Below are 24,953 nucleotides of genomic sequence, written 5' to 3'. Positions count from 1 at the left end.
GATCGGTCGCCGGCGCGGCGCGATCATGGTTTAACCTCGCCGACCCCGATATTATGGCCCCAGCCCCATCCCCCTGTTTTTATGGAGAAACTCATGGGTGTAAGACTGTCCGCCCTGCTCACCCCCTTTGCTTTCCTCGCCGCTGTTTTCCCCGCGGCCGCGGCCTTCGCCGAAGAGCAAGGTTATGCCGATCACCCCCAGGCGGAAGCCCTGATCCAGGAAGTGGTGAAAAAAGGCGTGGACGAAAAACGGGCCCGGGAGCTGCTGTCCCAGGCCCGGCGGCAGGACAAGATTCTCGAATCCATCGCGCGCCCGGCGGAACACACCATGACCTGGGCCCGTTATCAGAAAATCTTTTTACAGCAGGAACGAGTCGACGCCGGTGTCGCCTTCGCCAGGGAAAACCAGCAAGAACTGGCCCGGGCCGAAGCCGAATATGGCGTACCCCGTGAAGTCATCCTCGCCATCATCGGCGTGGAGACCTACTACGGCCGTCATAAAGGCACTTACCGGGTGTTGGACGCCTTGACCACCCTGGGCTTCGATTATCCGCCACGGGCGTCTTTCTTCCGCGGCCAGTTGGTGGCCCTGATGGAGATGGAAAACCAGGCCCATATCGACGCCAGCGAGATCACCGGCTCCTACGCCGGCGCCATGGGCCTGGCGCAGTTCATTCCCACCAGTTACCAGGCCTACGCGGTGGACTATGATCAGGATGGCGTGACCGATCTGGTCAACAGCCCCGCCGATGCCATCGGCAGTGTTGCAAATTATTTCCACCGCCATCATTGGCAGCCGGGCTTCCCGGTGGCCGCCCGCGCCAGAATCGAAGGTCAGGGCTATCAGGCATTGGCGAAAAAAGGCTACAAGCCGTCCTTCAGTCTTGCCACGGCCCGGAAAAACGGCGTAGTGGCAGTGAGCTGCCAGGATGATACCCTCGGCAGCGAATACTGCTTTGATCTGGCGGATGACACTCAGGTGGCGCTGCTGGACCTGACCGGTGAAAAAGGACACGAATTCTGGATGGTGACGCGCAACTTTTACGTGATCACTCGATACAATCACAGCGAGCTTTACGCCATGGCGGTGCTGCAGCTGTCCCGGCAGCTGGCCCATGCGCTGGAAGAGGACCGGTCTTGATGCGTGCCCTTCTGATCAGTGCGTTGGCCCTGGCTCTGGGGGCCTGTAGCCTGGCCCCTCCGGCGACCACACAGGACGCTCCAGCCGGCCCCCCGAAAAAGAGTACCGGTGATGCCTCCCCGACCCAGCCCCCTGCCCGCGACCCCGCCGGCGCGCCGGGCTCGGACCGTTATGCCCATAGCACCGACAGTCCGCCACCCGCCGAGGATCGCAGCAGTATAGAGCGGATACCGGAGCCGGTTCCCAAATCCGAGCCGCCGAGCCGTTACGGCAATCCGGCCACCTACTCCGTGTGGGGGCGGACCTATCATGTGCTGCCCTCCTCCGAGGGCTATGAGGAGGAAGGGCTGGCGTCCTGGTATGGCCGCAAATTTCATGGCTATCGGACCTCCAGCGGCGAACCTTATGACATGTACCGGTTCACCGCCGCCCACCGCACCCTGCCGCTGCCCACTTATGTGCGCGTCACCAATCTGGATAACAACAAGCAGCTGGTGGTACGGGTGAACGACCGCGGCCCTTTCCATTCCAACCGCATCATCGATCTATCCTGGGCCGCCGCGGTTCGTCTCGGCATCGAGCAGAACGGCACCGGTCACGTGCGGGTGGAAGCCCTGACACCGGAGGAACGCCCTGGCGGCCGCCGTCAGGGCACCGTGCCCACCGCGGTGCGGGCGGCACTGGACAGCCCGCCACCGGAGGCCGGTAAGAGTCAGGCCCGGTCCGGAGATCTCTATCTCCAGGCCGGCGCCTTCCGTGCCCTGGATGGCGCCCGTGATCTGGAGCGCCAGTTGCGCAACCGGCTGAAGTTGCCGGTGACCGTGCGCAAATTGGAGGACAGCGCCTACTACAAGGTGTGGTTGGGCCCCTTCGCCAGTCTGGACGACCAGGAACAGGCGCGTCAGGCATGCCAGCAGGCCGGCTTCGGCAACCCGATGCCGGTTCGCTAAGGCCAGATATTTCAGGCCCTGTGATTTTTTTCCAAGGTCCGCGCCTCACGGCTGCGTTGACGTTGGAGGCAGGCCATCACGGTATCCGGACCCGAGCCGGATTCGACAAGAAGTACTAACAGGCAGGAAACCATGACCCAGAGAATTGCCCTTCGCGATATCTTCTTTTTATTCGCCGCCGCCTGTCTGGCGCTGCTGCCGCTGACCGGGCAGGCCCAGAGCACCGTGCCACGCGCGCCCTCGGTGGAAGCCCGCAGCTATATTTTGATGGACGCCCGCAGCGGCCACATCATCGTCCAGCACAACGCCGACCAGACCATGCCCCCGGCCAGTCTGACCAAGATGATGACCGCCTATATCGCCGAGCGGGAGATTCAGTCCGGTAATATTTCGCTTCAGGATCAGGCGCCGGTCAGCGTCAAGGCCTGGCGCATGGGCGGTTCACGCACCTTTCTCAAGGAAGGTACCCAGGTCGCCATCGATGACCTGCTGCGCGGCATCATCATCCAGTCCGGGAACGACGCCAGTGTCGCCATGGCCGAGTATATCGCCGGCTCCGAGGACGCCTTCGCCGACCTGATGAACCAACAGGCGCGAGCCCTGAACATGAACGATACCCACTTCATGAATGCCACCGGCTGGCCGGCGGAGAATCACCACAGTACCGCCCATGACATGGCACGGCTGGCCCGGGCCATCATTAACGACTATCCGGAACACTACGATATCTACGCCGAGAAGGAATTCACCTACAACGGCATCACCCAGACCAACCGCAACCTGCTGTTGTGGCGCGACGCCACCGTCGATGGCCTGAAAACCGGACACACCGACGAAGCCGGTTATTGCCTGGTGGCTTCCGCCAAGCGCGACGAGATGCGCCTGATCAGCGTGGTCATGGGCACCGCCTCCGAAACGGCGCGCGCTCAGGAAACGCAAAAGCTGCTGACCTACGGGTTCCGTTTCTTCGAATCCTACAAGGCCTACAGCGCCAACGACGTCCTCGCCAACCCGGATGTCTGGCTCGGCGCCGCCGACACCGTGCGCCTGGGTCCGGAAAAAGACGTGCAACTGACCGTGCCGCGGGACAGCGCCGACCGTCTGCAGGCAGAGATGACGATCAACCCGCAACTGCGTGCTCCGATCGAGAAAGGTCAGCAATACGGCACGGTCACCATCCGGCTGGACGACGAGGTGATCAGCGAAACGCCGCTGGTGGCGCTGGAAAGCGTGGAAGAAGGCGGCTTCTTCTCTCGCCTGTGGGACCACATCATGCTGTTCTTCAAAGGCCTGTTCTGATGAGCACGGTCTACCTCAACGGCGCCTTCATGGCCATGGAGCAGGCCCGCATCTCGCCGATGGATCGCGGTTTCCTGTTCGCCGATGGGGTATACGAGGTGATCCCCGCCTTCAATGGGGTGCTGTTCCGCTTCGAGGAACACCTGCGCCGGCTGGAACGCTCCCTATCGGCGCTGTACCTGATCAACCCGCACGACCGCGCCGGTTGGCGCCGCCGCTGCGAGGAACTGATCCAGCGCAATGGCGGCGGCAATCTGTCGCTGTATCTGCAAATCACCCGCGGTGCCGCCGACAAGCGTGATCACGCCTTTCCTGATCCTCCGGTATCGCCCACGGTGTTCATGAGCACCGCGCTGCTGACGGTGCCGACAGAGGACAGCCCGGACCGGATCACCGGCGCCGCGGCCATCACTCTGGACGATATCCGCTGGGCCCGTTGCGACATCAAGTCCATATCATTGCTGCCCAATATTTTGCTGCGGCAGCAGGCGATCGCTTCCGGTGCCCGCGAGGCGATACTGATCCACGACGGCTTCGTCACCGAAGGCGCCGCCAGCAACGTCTTTATCGTCAAGGACGGCGAAATCGCCACCCCTCCGGCCAGCCATGCCATTCTCGGCGGCATCACTCGCGATCTGATCATCGAGCTGTGCCGGGAACAGGACCTGCCGCTGCGCGAACGGGAAATCAGCGAGGCCGAACTGGGCGATGCCGACGAGGTGTGGATCTCCAGTTCCACCCGAGACGTGGTGCCGGTGGTCTCCCTGGACGGCCGCCCGGTGGGCGATGGCCGCCCCGGCGAGACTTGGAAAATCCTCGCCCGCCACTATATAGCGTTCAAGCGCCGCCTTTGCGGCGTGTAAGTATCCGCCACCGCAGCGAGAATCGACATGGCCATCCGTGAAGAGCTTTGGGAATTCCCCCACACCATGCATTTGAAAGTGATGGGCGCCGTGGACGCGCCGCTGGAAGAGGCCGTGGTGGACATCATCGAGCGTGTGCTGGAGCAGGCATTCGACCGTCCGCGCAACCTCAGCGCCCGTCCCAGCAGCCGTGGCAATTTCATTGCCCTCACCGCCCGCATCACGGTTCAGGACAAGGAGCAGGTGGAAGCCCTGTATCGGGAACTGAACGCCTGCCCCCATGTGAAAATCACCCTGTAACGCGAACCGGAGCGTACCGATGAACCTGCTCGTCCGCTATCTGCCACAGGCGGATTACGATACCTGCTGGCGGGCCATGCGGGATTTCACCGAACAACGGGATGACAGCACGCTGGATGAACTGTGGGTTCTGGAACACCCTCCGGTGTACACCCTGGGCCAGGCCGGCAAGCCCGAACACGTGCTCAATCCCGGCAATATCCCGGTGGTGCGCAGCGATCGCGGCGGCCAGGTCACCTACCACGGGCCCGGCCAGACCGTGGTCTATCTGATGCTTGACGTGCGGCGTCTGGGACTGGGCAGCCGTGGACTGGTCAACGCCATCGAACAGGCCGTGGTGGACTACCTGGCGGCACAGGGCATCGATGCCGTCAATCGCGAGGACGCCCCCGGCGTCTATGTGAACGGCGCCAAGATCGCGTCACTGGGCCTGCGTATCCGCCGCAAGGGCAGCTATCATGGCCTGGCCCTGAATCGGGACGCGGACGCCACGCCCTGGCAGCGCATCAACCCGTGCGGCTACGCCGGCCAGCCGATGACCAGTCTGGCCGCCGAAGGCCTGACACTGACCCGGCAACAGGTGGAAGAGGATCTGGTTACGATTCTCGCCCAGCGCCTGGGGCTTGAGCTCCGGACAGCACCGCCACCGGACTGGTACACTTTACCCCAGCGGTAACGGAGGCCTATCCGGCCCCGATAACATTGAGCAAGCGCCCAAAAGGCGCTTACACGCCAAGGCGAGAGAACAGATGAACGAAGCACAGGCGAAACGTCCGGCAAAACAGAAAGTCCGCATCGGCGACAAGCTGCGTGGCGCCGACAAGGTCCGCACCATTCCCATGGTTAATGAGGAAGCGCCGGTACGCGAGCGCAAGCCGGACTGGATCCGGGTGCGAGTGCCCGCCAACGGCGAGATTCAGCGCATCAAGAGCATGCTGCGCCGGCAGAAACTGCACACCGTCTGTGAAGAGGCGTCCTGCCCCAACCTGCCGGAGTGTTTTGGCGGCGGCACCGCCACCTTCATGATCATGGGCGATATCTGCACCCGCCGCTGTTCGTTTTGCGACGTGGGCTTCGGACGTCCCAATGGGCTGGACCCGGAAGAACCCCTTCACCTGGCCGAGTCGGTGGCCGATCTGGCCCTGAAATACGTGGTCATCACCTCGGTGGACCGGGATGATCTGGCCGACGGTGGCGCCGGCCACTTCGCCGACTGTATTCGCGAAGTCCGCGCCACCAGCCCGGACACCAAGATCGAGATTCTGACGCCGGATTTCCGTCCGTGCCTGGAAGAGGCGCTCGACATCCTGGATGCGACGCCGCCGGATGTGTTCAACCACAACATCGAAACCGTGCCGCACCTGTACAAGAAAGCCCGGCCAGGAGCCCGTTACGAGCATTCCCTGAAGCTGCTGCGGCAATTCGGCGCCCGCCGCCCGGATGTCCCCACCAAATCCGGCATCATGGTGGGCCTGGGAGAAACCAACCAGCAGGTACTGGAAACCCTGCGGGATCTGCGCGACCACGATGTGGACATGATCACCATCGGCCAGTACCTGCAGCCGAGCCGCTTCCACGCTCCGGTGGAACGCTACGTGCACCCGGACGATTTCAAGATGTTCGCCGAGGAAGGCCGCAAGATGGGCTTCACCTCCATCGCTTCCGGCCCGATGGTGCGCAGTTCCTACCACGCCGATCTGCAGCACAAAGGCGTCAATGTCGGCGACCCCGACGATCTGGCCCACCCGGCCTGAGAGAACGCCGCTCCCCTATAGTTGCGAGGCGATACCAGGCACTGGTCAATCGTGGCTCGTGAACCGTGGTAACTGTACTGTCTAAAAGGTCAAAAACGGCAACAGCGTGATCAGCAACAACGCGATCACCGCCAGCAGCATGGCCAGCGCCTGTACCGGCTGTTCCCGCAATCGGCGCCATAGGGTCGGTGCGGTACCCAGACGGCGGGCTTCCTCATAGGCGGCCCGTTGCCGCTGGCCCCGGTCCTGCTGGTACTCCGCCATCAGCGCCTGTGCCCGCTGCCGATCCTCGGGGCGGGTCAGCCAGATTCCACCGGCGGAAACGCCCCAAAGACTGGGCCTGGTTTCATAGAAGGGAATGTCATGCCGCTCCAGCAACGCACGGACTTCGTCCGCCTCGTCGTCCGGTACCCGGCGCAGATTCAACAGCAAGGTGGTCATAAGGTCATCAGGTCGTGATTCCGGTTGCGCGGTGTGGTCATTCTACATGAACACGCGTAATCACGGTTTGGCGGGAATGAGTCTCTCCATCGGGGCACGGGTCTGTACGGAGGTCTTCCGGGATCCCGGTTCCAATAACGTCGAGCGCTGGCACGGAAGGGGCCACGAAGCCGCCGTGGGAGCTTGCCTGCAAGCGAACTGACTTTCGGCGCCAAAAAAATTCGCTTGCAGGCAAGCTCCCACAGCGGCTTCGTAGCTACTTAAGTCTCCAAGGCCAGAAGAACTCCTGCGCCAGCCGTTTCCCTCGAATCCGCGATGAACCGAAAGAAAGCGAGGCCCGGCCCTTTGGGTCGCACAGTGACGTGAAGGTCCCAAACAGGCTCTAAGGTTTTACAAAGTACGGCCCGGCTCGCCACTGACCGTGACCGGCAATTCGTTTAGTCTAATATTGCCCAAAACGGCGCGCGGCTCTGCTACCGGAACTTCCCGGCATTGACTCCGCATCCGCCGTTATCAGGCCAAGTTTATACCAATCCGAATTTCGCGGTCGCAGCGATTCTTCCTGCCGCCGTGCCAAGGAAGCCCCGATCCGCTGCCATGACAGCGGATCCGTATGCAGTATTCAAGGGAGCCCGCATTGACCATGACTTGCCGTCCGTTCTGGTTGTCACTGTTTCTGATGTTTGTCGCCATATCCCCGGCCAGCGCCGAATCCTGGGCCGACAGCATCTATGAGAGCCTGCAGGAACGGAAATTGCCGGAAGAATCCCTGTCACTGGCGGCGATTCCCCTGGACGGCCCCGGCGAGCCCCGTTTCGTCAATGCCGATGAGCAGATGAATCCGGGTTCCACCATGAAGCTGGTCACCACTTACGCCGCTCTGGAACTGCTTGGCCCCAACTTCCAGTGGCACACCCGGCTATACACCGACGGAGAACAGAAGGGCGATACGCTCAAAGGTAACCTTTACTACGTCGGTGTCGGCGATCCCAAACTGACCCTGGAACGTATGTGGCTGCTGCTGCGTGATTTGCGCGCCATGGGCATCAAGCATATTCGCGGTGATCTGGTGCTCGACGGCAGCTACTTCCATCTGCCCAACGGCATCCCCCATTTCAATGACGATGGCGACAATCCCTACGCGCCCTATCTGGTGGAGCCCAGTGCCCTGCTCACCAATCTGAATGTGTTCCGCATTCGCATGATGAGCCGGGATGGCAAAGTGCATGTCAGCACCGAGCCGCCGGTCAGCAAGATCGTTATCGACAATCAAGTCACCGCACCCGAGCGGGGCCGTTGTCCGGTGCACAATTCCAAGGCGCTACAGTATGAGCCGGACTTTTCCGACCGCCGCAAGATCACAGTTACCATCACCGGCGCCTTGCCGGAGAACTGCCGCGCCGACCGCTACCTGTCGCTGATGTCCCAGGAAGACTACACCGCCAATCTGATCCGCGGCCTGTGGCGGGAAATGGGCGGTACCCTGTCCGGCCGCGACCGCACCGGCCGGCTGGCACGGGGCGCCAAGCTGCTGGTGACCACCTCCTCGCCGGATCTGGTCACCATGGTGCGCGACATCAATAAATGGAGCAGTAACATCATGGCCCGCCAGTTGTTCCTGACCATCGGCGCCGAGAACCGGCTGGCCGGGGACAAGGACGACCTGGCGGCGGCCGACCGGGCCATCCTAGAATGGATGCGGCTGAAGGGTATCGACATCAGTCAAGTGGTGTTGGAAAACGGCTCGGGATTGTCCCGTGTGGAGCGTATCACCGCTCACCAACAGGCCCTGATGCTGCAACAGGCCTGGCGCAGCCCGTTCGCCGCCGAGTTGATCGCCTCGCTGCCGCTGGTGGCCATGGATGGCACCATGCGTAACCGGCTGCGCAATACCGCTCTGGTGGGCGAGGGCCATATCAAGACCGGCACGCTAAGGAATGTGCGGTCCATCGCCGGCTTTACCCGCGACCAGAACAATACCACCTGGGCGGTGGCGGCCATGATCAACGATCGCAGCGCCTGGAAGTCCCGAGCGGTACTGGATGAGGTGCTGAAAGCCGTGCACACCCTGGTGGAACCAGGCACCGACGCCAGCCGGGTCACCGCGGCTTCCGCCGGCGGCGGCCGATAACCCCGTTCACCCCGTCTCTGCTATGCTCCGGGCTTTGACATTGTCACGCCACGGTCCGGAGCATCCCAATGATCACTGTTCACCACCTGGAAAACTCCCGCTCCCTGCGGGTTCTCTGGCTTCTGGAAGAACTCGGCCTCCCCTACGAAATCATCCATTACAAGCGCGACCCCGTCACCATGCTGGCACCGGAAAGCCTGCGCGAAATTCATCCCCTGGGTAAAGCGCCGATACTGCAGGACGATGACCGGGTGGTGGCCGAATCCGGCGCCATTCTTGAATACCTGCTGGACCATTACGGCCAGGGCCGCTTCCGTCCGGAACCGGGCGCTCCCGGCCGCGAAGCCTACCAATACTGGCTGCACTACGCCGAGGGGTCATTGATGCCGCTGCTGGTGATGAAGCTGGTGTTCTCCCGGGTGCCACAATCACCGATGCCGTTCTTTATCCGCCCGGTGGCCAGGAAAATCAGCCAGGGACTGAATCAGGGCTTCCTGGACCCTCGCCTCAGCGATCATCTGGGCTTCGTCGAGCGCCATCTTGGCGAACATGTCTGGTTCGCCGGCGACGAGTTCAGCGCCGCCGATATCCAGATGAGCTTCCCGCTGCAGGCGGCGCTGGCCCGGGCTCCCGGAAACATGCCCAACATCCGGGCATTCATTGAACGGCTGGAAAACCGCCCCGCCTACCGCAAGGCGGAGGAACGTGGCGGGTCTCTGAAACCGCTCGGTTGATCGTCCCTGGGGGAATGTGCTCCAGTGCCCATTCCCCGCACTTTGCTATGGCCATCCAGACATAAGACGTTATGCTTAGTTTTGGTCACACCCTAACATCCTATTCAGGTCAGTTCCTGACCAGGGGGTGTATTCCGGCCATAGCCATGAAGTGGGGATCCATGATTCTGCTGTATTTTTTCATCGCCCTGGCGGTGGCCATCGCGGTCATCGAAGTGGCCCAGAGAATCCATGCCCGCCGCCGCGATTAGCCGGCGCTGCCGACTGTTCGTTTCCGCCCGGTCCCGCCCCGGTTAAAGACTGTTAAAAGCGTGAACGTGTTCACACCCGCCGCCTCCAATGGATTAGCATCTGACATTGCTTGGTCTATATGGAGATAGAAGCATGAAAAAGATTTTGCTTACCCTGGGTCTGGCTTCCGGTCTGGTACTGGCGGGCTGTTCTTCCACGCCCTCCAACCCTCAGGCGGACAAGGTCTTGTACAGCGGCATGCTGCCTTGCGCGGACTGCTCCGGGATCCGTACTTCCCTGACGCTGTACAGCGACGAGAAAGACCGTCCAACCCAATATGAGTTGCGTGAAGAGTACATGGACAGCTCCCGCGTGGGCCGTACCGAAGTCGAGCGCGGCCAGTGGGCCTACGGTAATAAGGAAATGGACGGTACCGCTTACCGCACCGTGGTGCTGAATCCCGAATCCGAGGATGTGGAAAGCCAGCTGCGCTATCTGGAAACCGCACTGAACGCGCTGGAAATGCTGGACATCAACGGCACTCGTATCGAGTCCGAACTCAACTACACGCTGATCAAGCAGTAACCTCACGGGGAGGCACCCACCGGGCGCCTCCTTCCCTCTTTTCCGCGTCTCCCGCGCTGATTGAACCAGCCTATCCATCGTCACATTCCTGTAAATAGGAATGACTTGCATTCACTGTGCGAAGTGCTAGACTCGCCCGCACACTGAGATATCGTCCCGTCACGGTGCCCCCAGGTGCCGTTATCCGCTTTAGTACGTCCCGGCCGACGGCGATATCCGCCTTTTCCACGATGGAGTTCGGCGATGACCTCTTCTCTGCAGTTTCACCTCCCCGAGTGGTTCGTTTCCGGTGGTATCACCATGTGGGTACTTGGCCTGATGTCGGTGATCGGCCTGGCCACCCTGATTTCCAAGATGCTGCAGTTCGCCCGTGTACGCCCCAAGGCAAGCCGTCAGGCGGACGCCCTGCTGGCGAGCCTGGAGCGCGGTGAAATTCCGGCCCAGCAAAAGCCGGGCCGCACCCCCATCGATCAGGTGGTGCTGACCTCCTGGAACCAGCGCGACATGGACGAGCAAAGCTGGGAAGAAGACAGCCTGCGCCGCGCTCGTGAGTCCCTGGATGAGTTGCGCGGCGGGCTGCGGATTCTTGAGGTGATTAGCGCACTGGCACCGCTGCTGGGGCTGCTCGGTACCGTATTCGGCATGATCGGCGCTTTCCAGGCTCTGGAGCAGGCCGGCTCCCAGGTGGATCCCGCGATTCTCTCCGGCGGTATCTGGGAAGCACTGCTGACCACCGCCGCGGGTCTGACCGTGGCGATTCCCGCCCTGGCCGCCTTCCACTGGGCGGACCGCACCATTGAGGTGTGCCGGGAAAAACTGCAGGACCGCCTGTCCCAGCTGAAAGTACAACGCCGCCGCCTCGACCAGGACAGCAGCGCTCCGACCCGGGACAGCGTTCCCAGCAGCGAGGCCCGCATCGCCCATGTATCTTGAGCCCGAACGTCACCGTTCGCCGGCTATCAGTCTCACCCCACTGATCGATGTGGTTTTTATTCTGTTGGTGTTCTTCATGCTGGCCACCCGCTTCGGGGCCTGGAAGGACCTGCCGGTGAGTGTGGTGCCCAGCGAAGCCGTGGAACGGCAGGACGACAAGACCTGGCTGGAGTTGCACGTCAACGCGGAAGGCAAGGTGGACTGGAACGGCGAAGCATTGTCCCTTGAACAACTGGGTGAAAGACTGGCCGGCCATGACGAAGCCGTGCTGATCACCGGCGATCCGGACGCGCCTCTGCAGGCCGCCCTCGCCGCCGTTGACGTGGCCCGGGCCGCCGGCCTCAAGGAAGTGCAGTTGGAGCTGCTGCCATGAATCTGGAAGACAACAGCCCCCGCCGGCCACCGCTGGAGCCGGTGCTGCCGCTGATCAACGTGGTGTTTCTTCTATTGATCTTCTTCATGGTGGCCGGCCAGCTGGCGCCACGCCCCACCGTGGATGTGACCGCGCCGAACAGCGCCGAGGCCGCCACCGAGGAAGACCCCAGCCAGTTGATGCTGATCCTGGACAAGCAGGGCGTGCTGTTCCATGACGGCGAGCCGGTGGCCGAAGCCAGCCTCGCCACGCTGATCGCCGAACATCAGGCGGAACGGGAAAAAGAAGCGGCTGACAAGGCGGCTCAAAACGACGCTGGAGAAAGCCCGGCGGCTCCCGTCACCGCCGACAGCGGACAAGAAACGAAGTTACCGCTGGTGCGCCTGCTGGCTGATGCCGGCGTGCCACTCAGTGTATTGCGCGAAAACCTGGGCAAACTGCGGGACCTGGGTGTGGAAGAAGTTCGTTTGGTAACCCAGAGCGAGAACACTCCGTGAGGCGAAGTATACGACTGATCATTAGTTGGGCCCTCGCGATCCTGGTTCACGGCAGTCTGCTGGTGACGGTGAATTCGCTCACCCTGGCCGGCGGCCGTGTGGGCATTCAGGGTGGTCAGCAGGCCATGACGTTGTCGCTGGCGCCCAATCCGGCACCGCCGGCACCAGCGCCTCAAGTGGCTCAGGCGGAACCCAAACCGCAACCGAAGCCCGAGCCTAAACCCAAGCCGGAACCCAAACCCGAGCCCAAACCGAAGCCGAAACCAAAGCCCAAACCCAAGCCGGAGCCCAAACCCGAACCGAAACCGGAACCCAAGCCCGAGCCCGAACCGAAGCCTGTCCCCAAACCGGAGCCGAAGCCCGAGCCGGAACCCGCCCCTGAGCCACCGGCCGAACCCGCCGGTTCTCCCGAAGCGGAACCGGACGCGGAGCCAACCGAACAGGTGGCGGGCGGTGCGCCCCAACCCAAGGGCCAGAAAGGCATCGCCGGGGAAATCGGCAAGGGCGTCCACCGCAGCGGTGACAACGACAACGCTCTGAACCGCTATCTCGGCAAGGTGCGGGATACCATCGAGTACAACAAGGTCTACCCGGCCCGGGCGCGTATGCGCCGGCAGCAGGGTGAAGTGGAAGTCAGTTTTCGGGTCAACGCCCAGGGCCGTGCGGAAAATGTGGAACTGGTGGGCAGTTCCAACAGCCGCATTCTCGATCAGCAATCCCTGGAACTGGTGCGCCGGCTGCGCTTCCCGCCGCCCCCGGCCCAGTTGGGAAGTGATCCGGTAGCGGTGCGGATTCCGATCAACTACACGCTGTAAGGACAACTGACACGCCAGCAGGCTGGCTCCCACGGATCACGCTACGAAGCCGCTGTGGGAGCTTGCCCGCAAGCGAAGAGGGCTTGCCAGGCGTTCGCAATATTCGCTTGCGGGCAAGCTCCCACAGCGGCTTCGTGGCACCCTATCTCCCGAGCAGAAACCGATAAACAAGCTGCGTGCCAGCGAACTGTCCTATTCCCCTTTCTCTCCCCAGCGCGCCACCAGCGTCTGCGGCACGCCCAGATGATCCAGCAGACGCGCCACCACGAAGTCCACCAGATCCTCCACCCGCCGCGGGCGATGGTAGAAGCCCGGCGCCGCCGGCAGGATGGTGACGCCCAGCCGCGCCAGCTTCAGCATGTTTTCCAAGTGCAAAGCCGATAACGGCGCTTCCCGGGGCACCAGGATCAGGTGGCGGCGTTCCTTGATGGCCACATCCGCGGCCCGTTCGATCAGATTATCGCTGGCGCCATTGGCAATGGCGGACAGCGTGCCGGTGGAGCAAGGACAAACCACCATGGCCGCCGGCGCGCCGCTACCGGACGCCACCGGCGCGGTCCACTGCTCCAGGCCACAGACCACCAGACGGCCTTTATCGGTACCGCTCCAGTCCCGCAACGCGGTCTCGGCGGCACCGGTGCCGGCGGGCAGCTTGAGATCGGTCTCGGTACCGATCACCACCCGCGCCGCCTTCGACAGCAATACATAGACCTCGCAGTCCGCTTCCAGCAGACATTGCAGCAAGCGCAACCCGTAAGGGGCACCGGAGGCGCCGGTAAACGCCAGAGTGATCCGTTGTCGCATCACGCTCTCTCCCATTCAGGACCGCACCGCGTCCAGCGCGTCCAGCAGCTTGCCGTGAATACCGCCAAAACCGCCGTTGCTCATCACCACCAGATGGCAGGGGCCGCGCTCGCTGGCGGCCAACGCCGCCACCAGCGCATCAAGATCCTGCTCCACCCGTGCCGGTACCGGTGACTGCGCCACTACGTCATCCAGGGACCAGTCCAGACCCGGCGGCTGATACCAGATCACCTGGTCGGCAGCGGCGGTGCTTTGTGCCAGCGTATCGCGATGACGGCCCAGGCGCATGGTATTGGAACGCGGTTCGATGATCGCCACGATGCGCTGCTCACCGACCTTGCGCCGAAGCCCGTCGAGCGTCGTGGCGATGGCGGTGGGATGATGGGCGAAATCATCGTAAACGTGCACGCCCGCAATCTCGCCACGCAGTTCCATGCGGCGCTTCACGCCCTGGAACTCACTCAACGCCTCCGCCCCCTGGGCCAGCGTCACGCCCACATGCCGCGCCGCCAACAACGCCGCCATGCCGTTGTTGACACTATGGCGGCCGGTTTGCGGCCAGTTCACCCGGCCCACCACCCGGCCGTTTTCCAGCACCTCGAAGGCGGAGCCGTCCGCCGCCAGCAGACGGTAGCCGGGATCGGCGTCTTCGCCGAAGCGCTCCAGCTCGCTCCAGCACCCTTTTTCCAGGGTCTCCTCCAGAGCCGGCTCTCCTTGCGGCAGGATGATCCTGCCCTGGGAGGGTATGGTGCGGATCAGATGATGGAATTGAGTCTGGATCGCGGCCAGATCGGCGAAGATATCGGCGTGGTCGAACTCCAGATTATTGAGAATGGCGGTGCGCGGCCGGTAATGAACGAATTTGCTGCGCTTGTCGAAAAACGCGGTGTCGTACTCGTCCGCCTCGACCACGAAGAACGGACTCTCGCCCAGACGGGCGGAAACGCCGAAGTTGGCCGGCACGCCACCGATCAGATAACCGGGATTCAATCCCGCGTGTTCCAGAATCCAGGCCAGCATGCTGCTGGTGGTGGTCTTGCCGTGGGTACCGGCCACCGCCAACACCCAGCGTCCCGGCAACACCACTTCCGCCAGCATCTGTGCCCCGGAGGTGTACGGCAAGCCACGATCCAGCACCGCCTCCACCGCCGGATTGCCACGGCTCAGGGCATTGCCGATCACCACCAGATCCGGCGCCGGCTCCAGTTGCGACGGGTCATAGCCCTCGGTGATGTCGATACCGGCGGCGGCCAGTTGATCGCTCATCGGCGGATAGACGTTCTCATCGGCACCAGTGACCCGGTGCCCTTGGCCCCGGGCCAGCTGCGCCAGCGACCCCATGAAGGTACCGCAAATACCCAGAATATGAATGTGCATCGAGTGTCTCATTCCAAACCTGACTGAAGGATACAGGAACACAACCGGATGGCGTACCGCCGCCCAGGCTATTCCGATGGTGCGCGAAAGGTCCCGGATTGCTATGTTAATGACTCTCCGAATCGCCCCTGGTCCTTTTCCGGTACCGATCCGGTCACCGGGGCGATTTTTTGGAGCTTTATACAACTGTCTTGGGAGAGACCATGCTGACAATTAAAAGTCCCGAAGAACTACAAAGCTGGGAAGGTAAAGAGCTTGGCGTTTCCGAATGGGAAACCATCAGCCAGGAACGTATCAATCAATTCGCCGAAGCCACCGGCGACCACCAGTGGATCCACGTGGACGTGGAACGGGCCAACAAGGAATCCCCCATGGGCGGCCCCATCGCCCACGGTTACCTGACGCTGTCCCTGATCCCCATGTTCAAGGATCAGATCTACGCCATCGAAGGCGTCAAAGCCGGCATCAACTACGGCCTCAACGGCTGCCGCTTCCTCGCCCCGGTCCCCGCCGGTGCCCGTGTCCGCGCCCGCTTCGTGATGAAATCCGTCACCCAGAAAGGCGAAGGCCGCTACCTGCTCTGCAACGAGGTCACCATCGAACTGGAAGGCAGCGACAAACCCGCCTGCGTGGCGGAAAGCCTGGGGATGGTACTCTTTTAGGGAATAGTTAAGAGTTAAGAGTGAATAGTCGCGCGAACAACGTTCGCGGGAACTGAAAGCAAAGAGGCCGCGTACCAAGCTTGGGCGCGGCCTCTAACGTTTCAGGATGGCGAGTTATGTCCTCGCGCAACTATTCTCTATTCACTTTTCACTCTTAACTGCCTCTCCTAGTGGCTAATCATCCAGGGCCGCGCCGAGGGGAACATTTTCTTGCCGTCGGCGGTGTAGAACACTTTCGGCGAGGGTTTGGCGTGGTGGCAGCAGCCTTGCTCCTTTTCACTGTGGTCGTTGCCTCGCCGGGGTTCATGGGCGGCGCGTTCGTTGCGTTCCATGGCCTGACGGCGGGCCGGGGCCATGTCGAGCACTTCCGGCGGCACCATGAGCACCCGCGGCGCCAGTTCGCCACATTGCGGGCAGGCGTGGGCGATACCGGATTCCGCCACCGCCACCAGCGCATGGAACAGTCCATGGTTCGCGCATTTATAGTCGTATAACGGCATCGCCGTTCTCCTCTATCCGGGCCTTACTTGTCTTTCGCCAGTGGCACATCCATGGATCCGGCCACGCTGTGCTGAGGGCCATCCACGCCGGGTTTGAGGTCAAACTCGAAAATGTCGGTAGGCAACCACAAAGTGGCACAAGCGTTCGGCACGTCCACCACGCCGCTGATGTGCCCCTGCACCGGCGCGCATCCCAGCAGTGAATAGGCCTGGGCACCGGAATAGCCGAATTTCTTCAGGTACTCGATGGCGTTGAGGCAAGCCTGACGATACGCAATATGCACGTCCAGGTAGTGCTGCTTGCCCTCCTCGTCCACGGAAATACCCTCAAAGATCAGATAGTCATCGTACTTCGGCGCCATCGGGCTGGGTTTGAAGATCGGGTTCTTGATCGCGTATTTTTCCATGCCGCCTTTGATCAGATTCACCCTCATGTGAATCCAGCCGGCCATTTCAATGGCGCCGCAGAAGGTGATCTCGCCATCCCCCTGGCTGAAGTGCAGGTCGCCCACGGACAGCCCCGCGTCCTTCACATACACCGGGAAGTAGATTTGCGAACCACGGGAAAGGTCCTTGATGTCACAGTTACCGCCATGCTCCCTCGGTGGCACCGTACGCGCGCCTTCCGCCGCGGCGGCATTACGGGCATCCCCGTTCAGCTTGCCCATGTGGGCGGTATCGGCGAACGGCAGATTGACCAGGCCGGGCACCCGCTCCGGGTCGGTATCGTAGAGGTCTTTTTCCCGCTTGTTCCATTCATCCAGCATGCCCTTGGACGGCAGGCAGCCAATCAGCCCCGGGTGAATCAGACCGGCGAACTCCACGCCGGGAATATGGCGGGACTTGGTGAACATGCCATTGAAATCCCAGATGGTTTTCTGCGCTTCGGGAAAGTGCTCAGTAAGAAAGCCGCCGCCATTCTGTTTGGAAAAGAAGCCGTTGAAGCCCCACTGGCTTTCCTCGAAGGTGCCGATATCGAGAATATCCACCACCAGCAGATCGCCGGGTTCGGCGCCTTCCACGCCCACCGGACCTGACAGAAAATGCACCTGTGTCAGGTCCACGTCGCGAACGTCCTCGGCGTTGTCGTCGTTGTTGATTTGCCCGCCGGTCCAGTCATGGCATTCCACGATGAAGTCATCACCGGGTTTCACCATGGCGGCCATGGGAATATCCGGATGCCACCGGTTATGCACTTTCTCGTTCTCGTACGGGGACTTGTTCAGATCAATTTTAATGATGGTCTCAGCCATGGTGTGCTTCCCTCCGCTCAATGTCGTCATCCCATGCCTCGGCAGGGATCATGAATCAGAGCCTGCCGGGCAGGCCCTGACACTATCGCGCCGGCCACCGGCCGGCGCCATTGGTGAAAACACCCCGGCGCCTACGTTGTATGACGTAGTGCGTCGTGGGGTTCGGTATCCATCACCGGCACGACCTCCAAGGTACCACCGGAGGCTCGCACCAGAAACTGACGAGTGCCGGGATGGCCGAACATGGCCGCGGCCACCTTCGGTTCCAGTTCGTTGCGCAGACGCCGCCGCAGATCACGGGCGCCGTAGCGGATATCCTGCCCGGCGCATAACCGGGCCCGTGCCGCCGGTTGCCAGGACAGATGGACTTCCCGTCCTTGCAGGCGGTCCGCCAGACGATCCAGTTCGATATCCAGCAGCGCATCGGCCCGTTGCGGCTCCAACGGCTGAAAGTAATGAATCCGGTCGATACGATTAATGAACTCCGGATCAAAGTGCTCGAGCACCGCTTGTTCCGGAATACGCTCCACCTCCCCCGGACGCAATCCCAGCCAACGGCGCCAGCCGCCGCGATAGAGGGACAATCTGGCCTGAGCCTCACGGGCGCCGAGATTGCTGGTCATGAAGATCAGGCTGTTGCGGAAATCCAGCTCCCGGGTGCCGGCGGACAATGGCAAACGGCCATGATCCAGCACATTCATCAAAGCTCTTATGACCCGGGCATCGGCCTTCTCAATTTCGTCGAACAGCACCACTGCTGGCTTGCGGAAAGTGCCACGCAGCCGTTCCTCATCCAGCAGGGTATGGCCTTCCTTACTGCCCACATAGCCGGGTGGTGCGCCGGTCAAGGCGGCGGCGTAGTGCTCCTGGGCCAGAGTGTTCATATCGACCCGGCACAGGGCGTCGGCGCGACCGTGCAGCGCCTCGGCCAGCAGGCGCGCGGTTTCGGTCTTGCCAACACCGGTGGGACCAACAAAGAGGTGCACCGCCAGCGGCCGTTCCGGATCGGAAATATCCGCTTTGATCCGCGTCAGCATCGCCTCCAGGTCCGTCAGCACCGGATCCTGGCCGACGATGCGGGCGCTCAGCCGGGCCATCACCTGGTCCGGCTCGAACTGGAAGCGGGAAACGCGGGCTCCCGGCGTCACCGGCGGTGGCCGGGACTCCGCCTGTTCCATCAGGCGATCGTTGATGAAGGGCACCGGCGTCTACTCCCCGGCAGCCCTTTCCTTGTCCGGCACCGGTAAATCGCCCACCGGACAGTCCGCCACACCAACCGTATCGCGGGTCATGGCTTCCACCTGTTGCTGGGCTTTCTGCGCATCCAGCACCCAGGTTCGATAAAAATCGAACGGACAATCGGCCATGCCCTTGTCACCGTCACCGGAGTTGTGCACACCGGTGTAACCGCGATGCAGCAACTTGAACAAATGGTTCTGGGACTGATCGTTGGCGCGGGCATCACGGATCTGGCTGACCGAGAGCTGGGCGTATTGCACGCCCATCTCCTCTTCGCCGCATTCCCCCAGGGTACGGCCATCGAAGCCGACCAGAGCGGAGTGTCCGAAGTAGGAATAGACACCGTCGAAACCGGTGGCGTTGGCCACCGCCACGTAGCAGTTGTTGGCCCAGGCCATGGTCTTGGCCATCATGATCTGCTGTTCCTTGGCCGGGTACATATAGCCCTGGCAACGCACGATCAGCTCGGCGCCCTTCATGGCACAATCCCGCCAGATCTCCGGATAGTTACCGTCGTCACAGATAATCAGGCTGATCTTCAGCCCTTTCGGCCCATCGGTAACGTAGGTGCTGTCACCGGGGTACCAGCCCTCGATCGGGCACCAGGGAATGCACTTGCGGTATTTCTGCACGATACGGCCCTGATTATCGATCAGCACCAGGGTGTTGTACGGCGCCTTGTGGGGGTGTTCTTCATGGCGCTCGCCGGTGAGCGAGAACACCCCCCAGGTGTTCGCCTCACGGCAGGCGGCGGCGAAAATATCGGTTTCATCGCCCGGCACGGTGGCGGCGGTGGCCATCATTTCATCGGGGTCATACATGATCCCCATGGTGCTGTATTCGGGGAATACCACCAGGTCCATGCCCGGCAATCCGAGCTTCATGCCTTTGATCATTTCGGCGATGTGGCGCGCGTTATCCAGCACCTCCTCACGGGTGTGCAGACGCGGCATTTTATAGTTCACCACCGCCACGCCGACGGTGTCGGCACTGCTGGAAATATCACCATGACGCATTGCTTGTCTCCTCGAATTCAGACCGCCAGATAAGCGGCGATTTTTTCCTGGTTCGCGCCTTCGCGTTCTTCCTGATGCACGAAGCGCCCTTTCTCGATCACCAGAATCCGGTCCGCCACGTTCATGACGAAACTCAGTACCTGCTCGGAAACCAGAATGGAGAGTCCCCGCGTGTCGCGAATTTTGCGCAGCGTTCGCGCCAGCTCCTGGATGATGGAAGGCTGGATCCCCTCGGTGGGTTCATCGAGAATCAGCACCTTGGGATCAGTGGCCAGGGCGCGGGCGATAGCCAGTTGCTGCTGCTGCCCACCGGACAGATTGCCGCCCTTGCGCGACGCCATATCCTTAAGTACTGGAAACAGCTCGTAGAGGTCGGCGGGAATCCCCTTGCGCCCGGACGCGGCCAGGCCGGTCTCGATATTTTCCTTCACCGTCAAAGTGGGAAAAATCATCCGTCCCTGCGGTACGAAACCGAGCCCGGCCTTGACCCTTTGATGGCTTTTCAGCGGCATCAGATCGACGCCCTGCATGGACAACACGCCTTCTCTGGCCGGCACCATGCCCACCATGGATTTCATCAACGTGGTCTTGCCCATGCCGTTGCGGCCGACCACGGCGACAATCTCGTTCTCACCCACGTCCAGTTGCAAGTCATGGATCACCTTGCTCTGCCCATAGGCTACGGAGTAGTTCTGCAATTTCAGCATGATCAGTGCCCCAGATAGACCTCGACCACTTTCGGGTCGGCTTTGACGTGGGCCAGGGAACCTTCGGACAACACCTGGCCCTGGTGCATCACGGTGACACGATCGGCGATATCGCCGACGAACTGCATGTCGTGCTCGATCACCAGCACCGTATGATTGCGGGTTATCACTTTGAGCAGCTCGGCGGTTTTCTTTCGCTCCGCCACCGACATGCCCGCCACCGGTTCGTCCAGCATCAGCAGATCCGGCTTCTGGATCAGCAACATACCGATCTCCAGCCACTGCTTTTGTCCATGACTGAGCAGGTCGGCACGGCAATCGAGTTGATCCGCCAGAAAGATGGTTTCCGCCACTTCGTGTACCGCATCGAGGACCTGTTGATCGCGGCGAAACGCCAAGGCGCCCATCACCGAGCGTCCGCGTGGATAGGACACCTCAAGGTTCTCGAACACGGTAAGGTCGTCATAAATGGACGGGTTCTGGAACTTTCGGCCCACTCCGGAGCGGACGATCTGGTGCTCCTTCATGCGCGTCAGTTCCTGACCCTTGAAACGGATGGCGCCGTCGGTGGCGCGGGTCTTGCCGCAGATCAGGTCCAGCACCGTGGTCTTACCGGCGCCGTTAGGGCCAATAATGACGCGGATTTCGTTGTGCTCCAGGTACAGGGACAGATCATTGACCGCCTTGAAGCCATCGAAGGACACGGTCAGCCCTTCCACGGTGAGGATAAAATCCCGGGACGTGCTCATGGGGTTTCCTCCATCCGGCGGGCCGCGGCCGTGGGCCGCGTGTTGGCGGCTTTACCCAAACCACCCAGCATTTTTTTCTCCAACGGCATCAGATAGCGCTGATACAGACCGGCAATGCCGTTGGGGAACGCCAACACCACGGCGATGAACAGCGCGCCCATGGCGTACAGCCAGAGTTCCGGAAAGGATTCGGAAAACCCGGTTTTCGCCGCGTTCACCAACAGCGCGCCATACACCGCGCCGAGCAGTGAATGACGTCCGCCCACGGCGCAGAAGATCACCATTTCAATGGACGGCACGATGCCGACGAAGGAAGGCGACATGAACCCCACCTGCAAGGTGAACAGGGCACCGCCGATACCGGACAGCGCCGCCGCCAGACAGAACACGAACACCTTGAACGAGGCCACGTCGTAGCCGGAAAAGCGAACCCGGTCTTCCTGGTCCCGCATCGCCACCAGAATGCGGCCGAGTTTGCTGCCCAGCACATGGCGGGCCAGCAACACGCAGGCCAACAGCAAACCGGAGGTAACGAAGTACAGCACTGTCTTGGCTTCGTTGCTGCGGATATCCCAGCCCATCAGCGTGCGCAGGTCGGTGATGCCATTGGCGCCGCCGGTAAAGCCCTGCTGCCCGATGATCAGGATGGTGAGAATGGCGGCGATCGCCTGGGTAATGATGGCGAAGTAGACGCCGCCAACGCGCCGTTTGAACATGGCCACGCCGATGATGAAGGCAAGGATCACCGGCACCATCACCACCGCGATCAGAGTGAAGGAGAAGCTGTGGAACGGCTGCCAGAACCAGGGCAGTTCGGTGACCTGATTCCAGTCCATGAAGTCGGGAATGCCCGGCGTGGACTGACTGGCGGTGGCCTCGGGGCTGGATGCTTCCAGTTTCAGGAACATGGCCATGCAATAGCCGCCCAGTCCGAAGAAGACACCCTGCCCGAGACTGAGAATGCCGCCCTTGCCCCAGCACAGCACCAGCCCCACGGCAACGAAGGCGTAGGTCAGGTACTTGCCCACCAGATTGAGACGGAAGGCATCCAGTAGCACGGGAAACACCAGCAACAGCAGCGCCGCCAGCACCAGGAAATAGAGGTTCTCCCGGGACATCAATGAAGATGCGGATGGAGTTGTTTTCATCACGGCCTCCTAACGGCGAACCTTGAGAGCGAACAAACCCTGAGGACGCAACATGAGAATGCCCACCACCACCAACAGCGTCAGTACCTTGGCCATGGAGCCGCTGAGGAAGAATTCCATGGTCGACTGGGCCTGGGAAATGGTGAACGCGGATGCGATGGTGCCGAGCAGGCTCTGAGCGCCGCCGAACACCACCACCAGGAAGGTGTCGACAATGTAGAGCTGTCCGGAAGTGGGGCCGGTGGATCCGATCATGGTAAAGGCCGCGCCGGCGACGCCGGCGATACCGCACCCCAGGGCAAAGGTGATCCGGTCCACTTTGCCGGTATCGATCCCCACCGCTTCCGCCATGGGCCGGTTCTGCACCACCGCGCGCACCTGCCGCCCCCAGCCGGAACGGAACATCAACAGATAGACCAGAGTGGCGATGACCAGCGTCAGCACCATCACGATCAATCCGTTGATGGGAATTTCCACCAGGTCGGTGACGGCGATGGAGCCCATCATCCAATCCGGCAGACTCACGCCCACTTCCCGGGCGCCGAAGATCGATCGGTAGGCCTGCTGCAGAATCAGGCTCAGCCCCCAGGTGGCCAACAGCGTATCCAACGGCCGATGATACAGATGACGTATCATCAACCATTCCACCAGCATGCCGAGCAAAGCGCTGGCAATGAACGCGAGGAACATGGCGACAAAGAAATAAATGCCGTACAGACCGGGCATCACATTTTCAAACAGGCCGGCGGTCAGGTAAGTGGTGTAGGCCCCCAGAATCATGAACTCACCGTGGGCCATGTTGATGACGCCCATCTGGCCGAAAATAATCGCCAGCCCCAAGGCCATCAGCACGAAGATGGAAAACAACGACAAGCCGGCAAAGCCTTGCATGGCGAAAATCGACATCAGCTCCGGCATGGAATAATCAGCGAACATGGCGTTCTCCCGGGCAACCTTTCGCGTCGAATCGGGCCGGCACCCTCACGGGTGCCGGCGGTCTGCTTACTTGTAGCCTTCGGGGAACGGATCCGGCTCCATCAGATCCTCGGTCTCGTACACCACTTTGTACTGACCGTCTTTTTGCGCCTGGCCGATGCGTGCCTTGGACCACAGGTGATGGTTCTCGTGGATGCGGACATAACCTTCCGGTGCCGTTTTCAGTTCGATGCCCGGGAATACTTCGCGGATCTTGTCGACGTCGAAGGAACCAGCCTTCTCCACCGCCGCTTTCCACAGCCAGGGGCCGAGATAAGCCGCCTGGGTCACGTCGCCGATCACGATGTCATCGCCCCAGCGTTCCTTGAACGCCTTCACGAAGGCTTCGTTGTTCGGGTTGTCCAGACTCTGGAAGTACTTCATGGAAGCATAGGCGCCCTCCACGTTCTCGCCGCCGATGCCCAGGATTTCATCCTCGGTGACGGAGATCGTCAGCAGCAGCGGCTTTTCCTTGGTCAGATCAATGCCGGCGGCTTTGAGCTGCTTGTAGAAGGCCACGTTGGAACCGCCCACCACGGAAGCAAAGATGACGTCCGGCTTACGCAGCTTGATCTTGTTGATCACCGAGTTGAACTGAGTGTGGCCCAGCGGGTAGTACTCCTCCCCCACCACTTTCAGACCTTTCTTCTCGATATGCTTGCGGGCGATCTTGTTGGAGGTGCGCGGCCAGATGTAGTCGGAGCCGAGCAGATAGAAGGTCTTGGCGCCCTTCTCCTTCACCACCCAGTCGATGCTGGCGAGGATCTGTTGCGTCGCTTCCTGGCCGGTGTAGATCACATTGGGCGATTGCTCCAGCCCTTCATAGAAGGTCGGGTAATAGAGCATGCCGTTGTATTGCTCGAACACCGGCAGGACCGCCTTGCGGGAAGCGGAAGTCCAGCACCCGAACACCGTCGCCACTTTGTCGTTGACCAGCAACTTGCGTGCTTTCTCGGCGAAGGTGGGCCAGTCGCTGGCGCCGTCTTCCTGGATATACTCGATTTTGCGTCCAAGCACGCCGCCCTGGGCGTTGATCTGCTCGATGGCGAGTTTTTCCGCCTGCACCGAACCGGTTTCACTGATCGCCATGGTGCCGGTGATGGAATGCAGGATCCCCACTTTGACGGTGTCCTCGGTCACCGCCAGGCCGGTGCTGTTGACGTCATCGGCCGCACTTATCCCGGGCAACCCCAAGGTGGCCCAGGCCAGCAGACCGGCCCACCCCAATCGCCGCTTCAACCCCGGCGCCGTTACCTTTGCTCTCGTCATGGTCTTCCCCTCGTCAGCGGTTCGGACCGACCGGCCCCAGGACCGGCGGTCATTGGCAACGAGTATGGGAAGGGGCCGGCGGGCGGCCCATTCGGTGATTGGGTCAGGTCCCTACGTCATTCTCCCCATAGGCGGCCCGTCACTCGGAGGGTACCGTCAGGCCCGGGGAATAAAGACAGCCCATGATCAAAAGTTGGGCACGAATCCT

The 24,953-nt window shown here is 61.6% G+C and carries 27 protein-coding genes; 15 read left to right on the top strand and 12 right to left on the bottom strand.

Annotated features, from left to right (window positions below):
* The first annotated feature begins 93 nt into the window (after positions 1-93).
* The 7 genes from mltB (at position 94) to lipA (ending at position 6,306) form a co-directional block, all read left to right on the top strand.
* Entirely contained in the window at positions 94-1,140 is a 1,047-nt protein-coding gene (gene mltB, locus MA04_RS02775; protein ID WP_163122244.1) for a lytic murein transglycosylase B, read from the top strand.
* Entirely contained in the window at positions 1,140-2,090 is a 951-nt protein-coding gene (locus MA04_RS02770; RefSeq protein ID WP_262459374.1) for a septal ring lytic transglycosylase RlpA family protein, read from the top strand. Before mltB ends, MA04_RS02770 begins: the two co-directional genes overlap by 1 nt.
* Before the next feature lie 132 nt (positions 2,091-2,222).
* Positions 2,223-3,389: a D-alanyl-D-alanine carboxypeptidase family protein gene (locus MA04_RS02765; RefSeq protein WP_163122250.1), complete on the top strand. Its 1,167-nt coding sequence runs from the start codon at positions 2,223-2,225 to the stop codon at positions 3,387-3,389.
* Positions 3,389-4,252, top strand: coding sequence for a D-amino acid aminotransferase (locus MA04_RS02760; protein ID WP_262459373.1), 864 nt, complete (start codon positions 3,389-3,391; stop codon positions 4,250-4,252). The genes MA04_RS02765 and MA04_RS02760 overlap by 1 nt, the downstream gene beginning before the upstream one ends.
* A 27-nt stretch (positions 4,253-4,279) precedes the next feature.
* Complete coding sequence (locus MA04_RS02755; RefSeq protein ID WP_163122256.1) at positions 4,280-4,552, top strand: DUF493 domain-containing protein; 273 nt, start codon at positions 4,280-4,282, stop codon at positions 4,550-4,552.
* Between the two features lie 19 nt (positions 4,553-4,571).
* A complete protein-coding gene (gene lipB, locus MA04_RS02750; protein WP_262459372.1) occupies positions 4,572-5,228 on the top strand; it encodes a lipoyl(octanoyl) transferase LipB in 657 nt (218 codons plus the stop codon).
* Between the two features lie 73 nt (positions 5,229-5,301).
* Positions 5,302-6,306, top strand: coding sequence for a lipoyl synthase (gene lipA, locus MA04_RS02745; RefSeq protein WP_262459371.1), 1,005 nt, complete (start codon positions 5,302-5,304; stop codon positions 6,304-6,306).
* An 81-nt stretch (positions 6,307-6,387) separates the two neighbouring features.
* Here the strand turns inward: lipA and MA04_RS02740 are convergent, their stop codons facing one another.
* Positions 6,388-6,747, bottom strand: a complete 360-nt coding sequence (locus MA04_RS02740) for a DUF6164 family protein (RefSeq protein WP_163122265.1) — start codon at positions 6,745-6,747, stop codon at positions 6,388-6,390.
* A gap of 643 nt (positions 6,748-7,390) precedes the next feature.
* On the opposite strand from MA04_RS02740, the gene dacB reads away from it, so the two are divergent.
* From dacB to MA04_RS02705, 7 genes are all read left to right on the top strand, one after another.
* On the top strand, positions 7,391-8,878 hold the full coding sequence (gene dacB, locus MA04_RS02735) for a D-alanyl-D-alanine carboxypeptidase/D-alanyl-D-alanine endopeptidase (protein WP_240342669.1): 1,488 nt from the start codon (positions 7,391-7,393) through the stop codon (positions 8,876-8,878).
* 68 nt (positions 8,879-8,946) lie between these two features.
* Positions 8,947-9,612, top strand: coding sequence for a glutathione S-transferase (locus tag MA04_RS02730; protein ID WP_022996022.1), 666 nt, complete (start codon positions 8,947-8,949; stop codon positions 9,610-9,612).
* A gap of 384 nt (positions 9,613-9,996) precedes the next feature.
* Complete coding sequence (locus tag MA04_RS02725) at positions 9,997-10,428, top strand: copper resistance protein NlpE (protein WP_163122274.1); 432 nt, start codon at positions 9,997-9,999, stop codon at positions 10,426-10,428.
* Positions 10,429-10,671: 243 nt separating this feature from the next.
* On the top strand, positions 10,672-11,361 hold the full coding sequence (locus tag MA04_RS02720) for a MotA/TolQ/ExbB proton channel family protein (protein ID WP_262459370.1): 690 nt from the start codon (positions 10,672-10,674) through the stop codon (positions 11,359-11,361).
* Positions 11,351-11,734: an ExbD/TolR family protein gene (locus tag MA04_RS02715; protein WP_022996018.1), complete on the top strand. Its 384-nt coding sequence runs from the start codon at positions 11,351-11,353 to the stop codon at positions 11,732-11,734. The genes MA04_RS02720 and MA04_RS02715 overlap by 11 nt, the downstream gene beginning before the upstream one ends.
* Positions 11,731-12,231, top strand: a complete 501-nt coding sequence (locus tag MA04_RS02710) for an ExbD/TolR family protein (protein ID WP_163122280.1) — start codon at positions 11,731-11,733, stop codon at positions 12,229-12,231. Before MA04_RS02715 ends, MA04_RS02710 begins: the two co-directional genes overlap by 4 nt.
* A complete protein-coding gene (locus tag MA04_RS02705) occupies positions 12,228-13,046 on the top strand; it encodes an energy transducer TonB (RefSeq protein WP_262459369.1) in 819 nt (272 codons plus the stop codon). The genes MA04_RS02710 and MA04_RS02705 overlap by 4 nt, the downstream gene beginning before the upstream one ends.
* A 192-nt stretch (positions 13,047-13,238) precedes the next feature.
* Here MA04_RS02705 and MA04_RS02700 read toward each other — a convergent pair whose 3' ends face one another.
* Positions 13,239-13,850, bottom strand: a complete 612-nt coding sequence (locus MA04_RS02700) for a flavin prenyltransferase UbiX (protein ID WP_022997503.1) — start codon at positions 13,848-13,850, stop codon at positions 13,239-13,241.
* A 15-nt stretch (positions 13,851-13,865) separates the two neighbouring features.
* Complete coding sequence (mpl, locus tag MA04_RS02695) at positions 13,866-15,227, bottom strand: UDP-N-acetylmuramate:L-alanyl-gamma-D-glutamyl-meso-diaminopimelate ligase (RefSeq protein WP_262459368.1); 1,362 nt, start codon at positions 15,225-15,227, stop codon at positions 13,866-13,868.
* A gap of 203 nt (positions 15,228-15,430) precedes the next feature.
* On the opposite strand from mpl, the gene MA04_RS02690 reads away from it, so the two are divergent.
* On the top strand, positions 15,431-15,889 hold the full coding sequence (locus tag MA04_RS02690; RefSeq protein ID WP_022997506.1) for a MaoC family dehydratase: 459 nt from the start codon (positions 15,431-15,433) through the stop codon (positions 15,887-15,889).
* Between the two features lie 167 nt (positions 15,890-16,056).
* Here MA04_RS02690 and MA04_RS02685 read toward each other — a convergent pair whose 3' ends face one another.
* The 9 genes from MA04_RS02685 to urtA form a co-directional block, all read right to left on the bottom strand.
* A complete protein-coding gene (locus tag MA04_RS02685; protein ID WP_262459367.1) occupies positions 16,057-16,389 on the bottom strand; it encodes an FmdB family zinc ribbon protein in 333 nt (110 codons plus the stop codon).
* A 23-nt stretch (positions 16,390-16,412) separates the two neighbouring features.
* On the bottom strand, positions 16,413-17,642 hold the full coding sequence (gene fmdA / locus MA04_RS02680; RefSeq protein ID WP_262459366.1) for a formamidase: 1,230 nt from the start codon (positions 17,640-17,642) through the stop codon (positions 16,413-16,415).
* Positions 17,643-17,773: 131 nt separating this feature from the next.
* A complete protein-coding gene (locus tag MA04_RS02675; RefSeq protein WP_163125091.1) occupies positions 17,774-18,844 on the bottom strand; it encodes an AAA family ATPase in 1,071 nt (356 codons plus the stop codon).
* Between the two features lie 6 nt (positions 18,845-18,850).
* A complete protein-coding gene (locus tag MA04_RS02670) occupies positions 18,851-19,897 on the bottom strand; it encodes an aliphatic amidase (protein WP_262459365.1) in 1,047 nt (348 codons plus the stop codon).
* Between the two features lie 17 nt (positions 19,898-19,914).
* Complete coding sequence (gene urtE / locus MA04_RS02665) at positions 19,915-20,604, bottom strand: urea ABC transporter ATP-binding subunit UrtE (RefSeq protein WP_014993417.1); 690 nt, start codon at positions 20,602-20,604, stop codon at positions 19,915-19,917.
* 2 nt (positions 20,605-20,606) lie between these two features.
* Positions 20,607-21,353, bottom strand: a complete 747-nt coding sequence (gene urtD / locus MA04_RS02660) for an urea ABC transporter ATP-binding protein UrtD (RefSeq protein ID WP_163125095.1) — start codon at positions 21,351-21,353, stop codon at positions 20,607-20,609.
* Positions 21,350-22,501 (bottom strand): urea ABC transporter permease subunit UrtC, encoded by a 1,152-nt coding sequence (urtC, locus tag MA04_RS02655; RefSeq protein ID WP_163125097.1) that lies wholly within the window; start codon positions 22,499-22,501, stop codon positions 21,350-21,352. Before urtC ends, urtD begins: the two co-directional genes overlap by 4 nt.
* 9 nt (positions 22,502-22,510) lie before the next feature.
* Positions 22,511-23,437 (bottom strand): urea ABC transporter permease subunit UrtB, encoded by a 927-nt coding sequence (urtB, locus tag MA04_RS02650; RefSeq protein ID WP_262459364.1) that lies wholly within the window; start codon positions 23,435-23,437, stop codon positions 22,511-22,513.
* 66 nt (positions 23,438-23,503) lie between these two features.
* Positions 23,504-24,745: an urea ABC transporter substrate-binding protein gene (gene urtA / locus MA04_RS02645; RefSeq protein ID WP_163125099.1), complete on the bottom strand. Its 1,242-nt coding sequence runs from the start codon at positions 24,743-24,745 to the stop codon at positions 23,504-23,506.
* Positions 24,746-24,953 lie beyond the last annotated feature (208 nt).

The sequence above is a fragment of the Alloalcanivorax balearicus MACL04 genome (genome assembly GCF_025532145.1).
In the GTDB taxonomy this organism is placed as follows: Bacteria; Pseudomonadota; Gammaproteobacteria; order Pseudomonadales; family Alcanivoracaceae; genus Alloalcanivorax; species Alloalcanivorax balearicus.
This window is presented reverse-complemented; position numbering and strand designations above follow the sequence as displayed.

Coding starts and splice junctions, on each gene's coding strand:
- lipB (WP_262459372.1), top strand. CDS start 4,572: ATGAACCTGCTCGTCCGCTATCTGCCACAGGCGGATTACGATACCTGC.
- MA04_RS02690 (WP_022997506.1), top strand. CDS start 15,431: ATGCTGACAATTAAAAGTCCCGAAGAACTACAAAGCTGGGAAGGTAAA.
- urtC (WP_163125097.1), bottom strand. CDS start 22,501: ATGAAAACAACTCCATCCGCATCTTCATTGATGTCCCGGGAGAACCTC.
- MA04_RS02715 (WP_022996018.1), top strand. CDS start 11,351: ATGTATCTTGAGCCCGAACGTCACCGTTCGCCGGCTATCAGTCTCACC.
- urtE (WP_014993417.1), bottom strand. CDS start 20,604: ATGCTGAAATTGCAGAACTACTCCGTAGCCTATGGGCAGAGCAAGGTG.
- MA04_RS02755 (WP_163122256.1), top strand. CDS start 4,280: ATGGCCATCCGTGAAGAGCTTTGGGAATTCCCCCACACCATGCATTTG.
- MA04_RS02730 (WP_022996022.1), top strand. CDS start 8,947: ATGATCACTGTTCACCACCTGGAAAACTCCCGCTCCCTGCGGGTTCTC.
- MA04_RS02770 (WP_262459374.1), top strand. CDS start 1,140: ATGCGTGCCCTTCTGATCAGTGCGTTGGCCCTGGCTCTGGGGGCCTGT.
- MA04_RS02685 (WP_262459367.1), bottom strand. CDS start 16,389: ATGCCGTTATACGACTATAAATGCGCGAACCATGGACTGTTCCATGCG.
- urtD (WP_163125095.1), bottom strand. CDS start 21,353: ATGAGCACGTCCCGGGATTTTATCCTCACCGTGGAAGGGCTGACCGTG.
- MA04_RS02740 (WP_163122265.1), bottom strand. CDS start 6,747: ATGACCACCTTGCTGTTGAATCTGCGCCGGGTACCGGACGACGAGGCG.
- dacB (WP_240342669.1), top strand. CDS start 7,391: ATGACTTGCCGTCCGTTCTGGTTGTCACTGTTTCTGATGTTTGTCGCC.
- urtA (WP_163125099.1), bottom strand. CDS start 24,745: ATGACGAGAGCAAAGGTAACGGCGCCGGGGTTGAAGCGGCGATTGGGG.
- MA04_RS02710 (WP_163122280.1), top strand. CDS start 11,731: ATGAATCTGGAAGACAACAGCCCCCGCCGGCCACCGCTGGAGCCGGTG.
- MA04_RS02720 (WP_262459370.1), top strand. CDS start 10,672: ATGACCTCTTCTCTGCAGTTTCACCTCCCCGAGTGGTTCGTTTCCGGT.
- MA04_RS02670 (WP_262459365.1), bottom strand. CDS start 19,897: ATGCGTCATGGTGATATTTCCAGCAGTGCCGACACCGTCGGCGTGGCG.
- mltB (WP_163122244.1), top strand. CDS start 94: ATGGGTGTAAGACTGTCCGCCCTGCTCACCCCCTTTGCTTTCCTCGCC.
- MA04_RS02725 (WP_163122274.1), top strand. CDS start 9,997: ATGAAAAAGATTTTGCTTACCCTGGGTCTGGCTTCCGGTCTGGTACTG.
- MA04_RS02760 (WP_262459373.1), top strand. CDS start 3,389: ATGAGCACGGTCTACCTCAACGGCGCCTTCATGGCCATGGAGCAGGCC.
- mpl (WP_262459368.1), bottom strand. CDS start 15,227: ATGCACATTCATATTCTGGGTATTTGCGGTACCTTCATGGGGTCGCTG.
- urtB (WP_262459364.1), bottom strand. CDS start 23,437: ATGTTCGCTGATTATTCCATGCCGGAGCTGATGTCGATTTTCGCCATG.
- MA04_RS02700 (WP_022997503.1), bottom strand. CDS start 13,850: ATGCGACAACGGATCACTCTGGCGTTTACCGGCGCCTCCGGTGCCCCT.
- lipA (WP_262459371.1), top strand. CDS start 5,302: ATGAACGAAGCACAGGCGAAACGTCCGGCAAAACAGAAAGTCCGCATC.
- MA04_RS02765 (WP_163122250.1), top strand. CDS start 2,223: ATGACCCAGAGAATTGCCCTTCGCGATATCTTCTTTTTATTCGCCGCC.
- fmdA (WP_262459366.1), bottom strand. CDS start 17,642: ATGGCTGAGACCATCATTAAAATTGATCTGAACAAGTCCCCGTACGAG.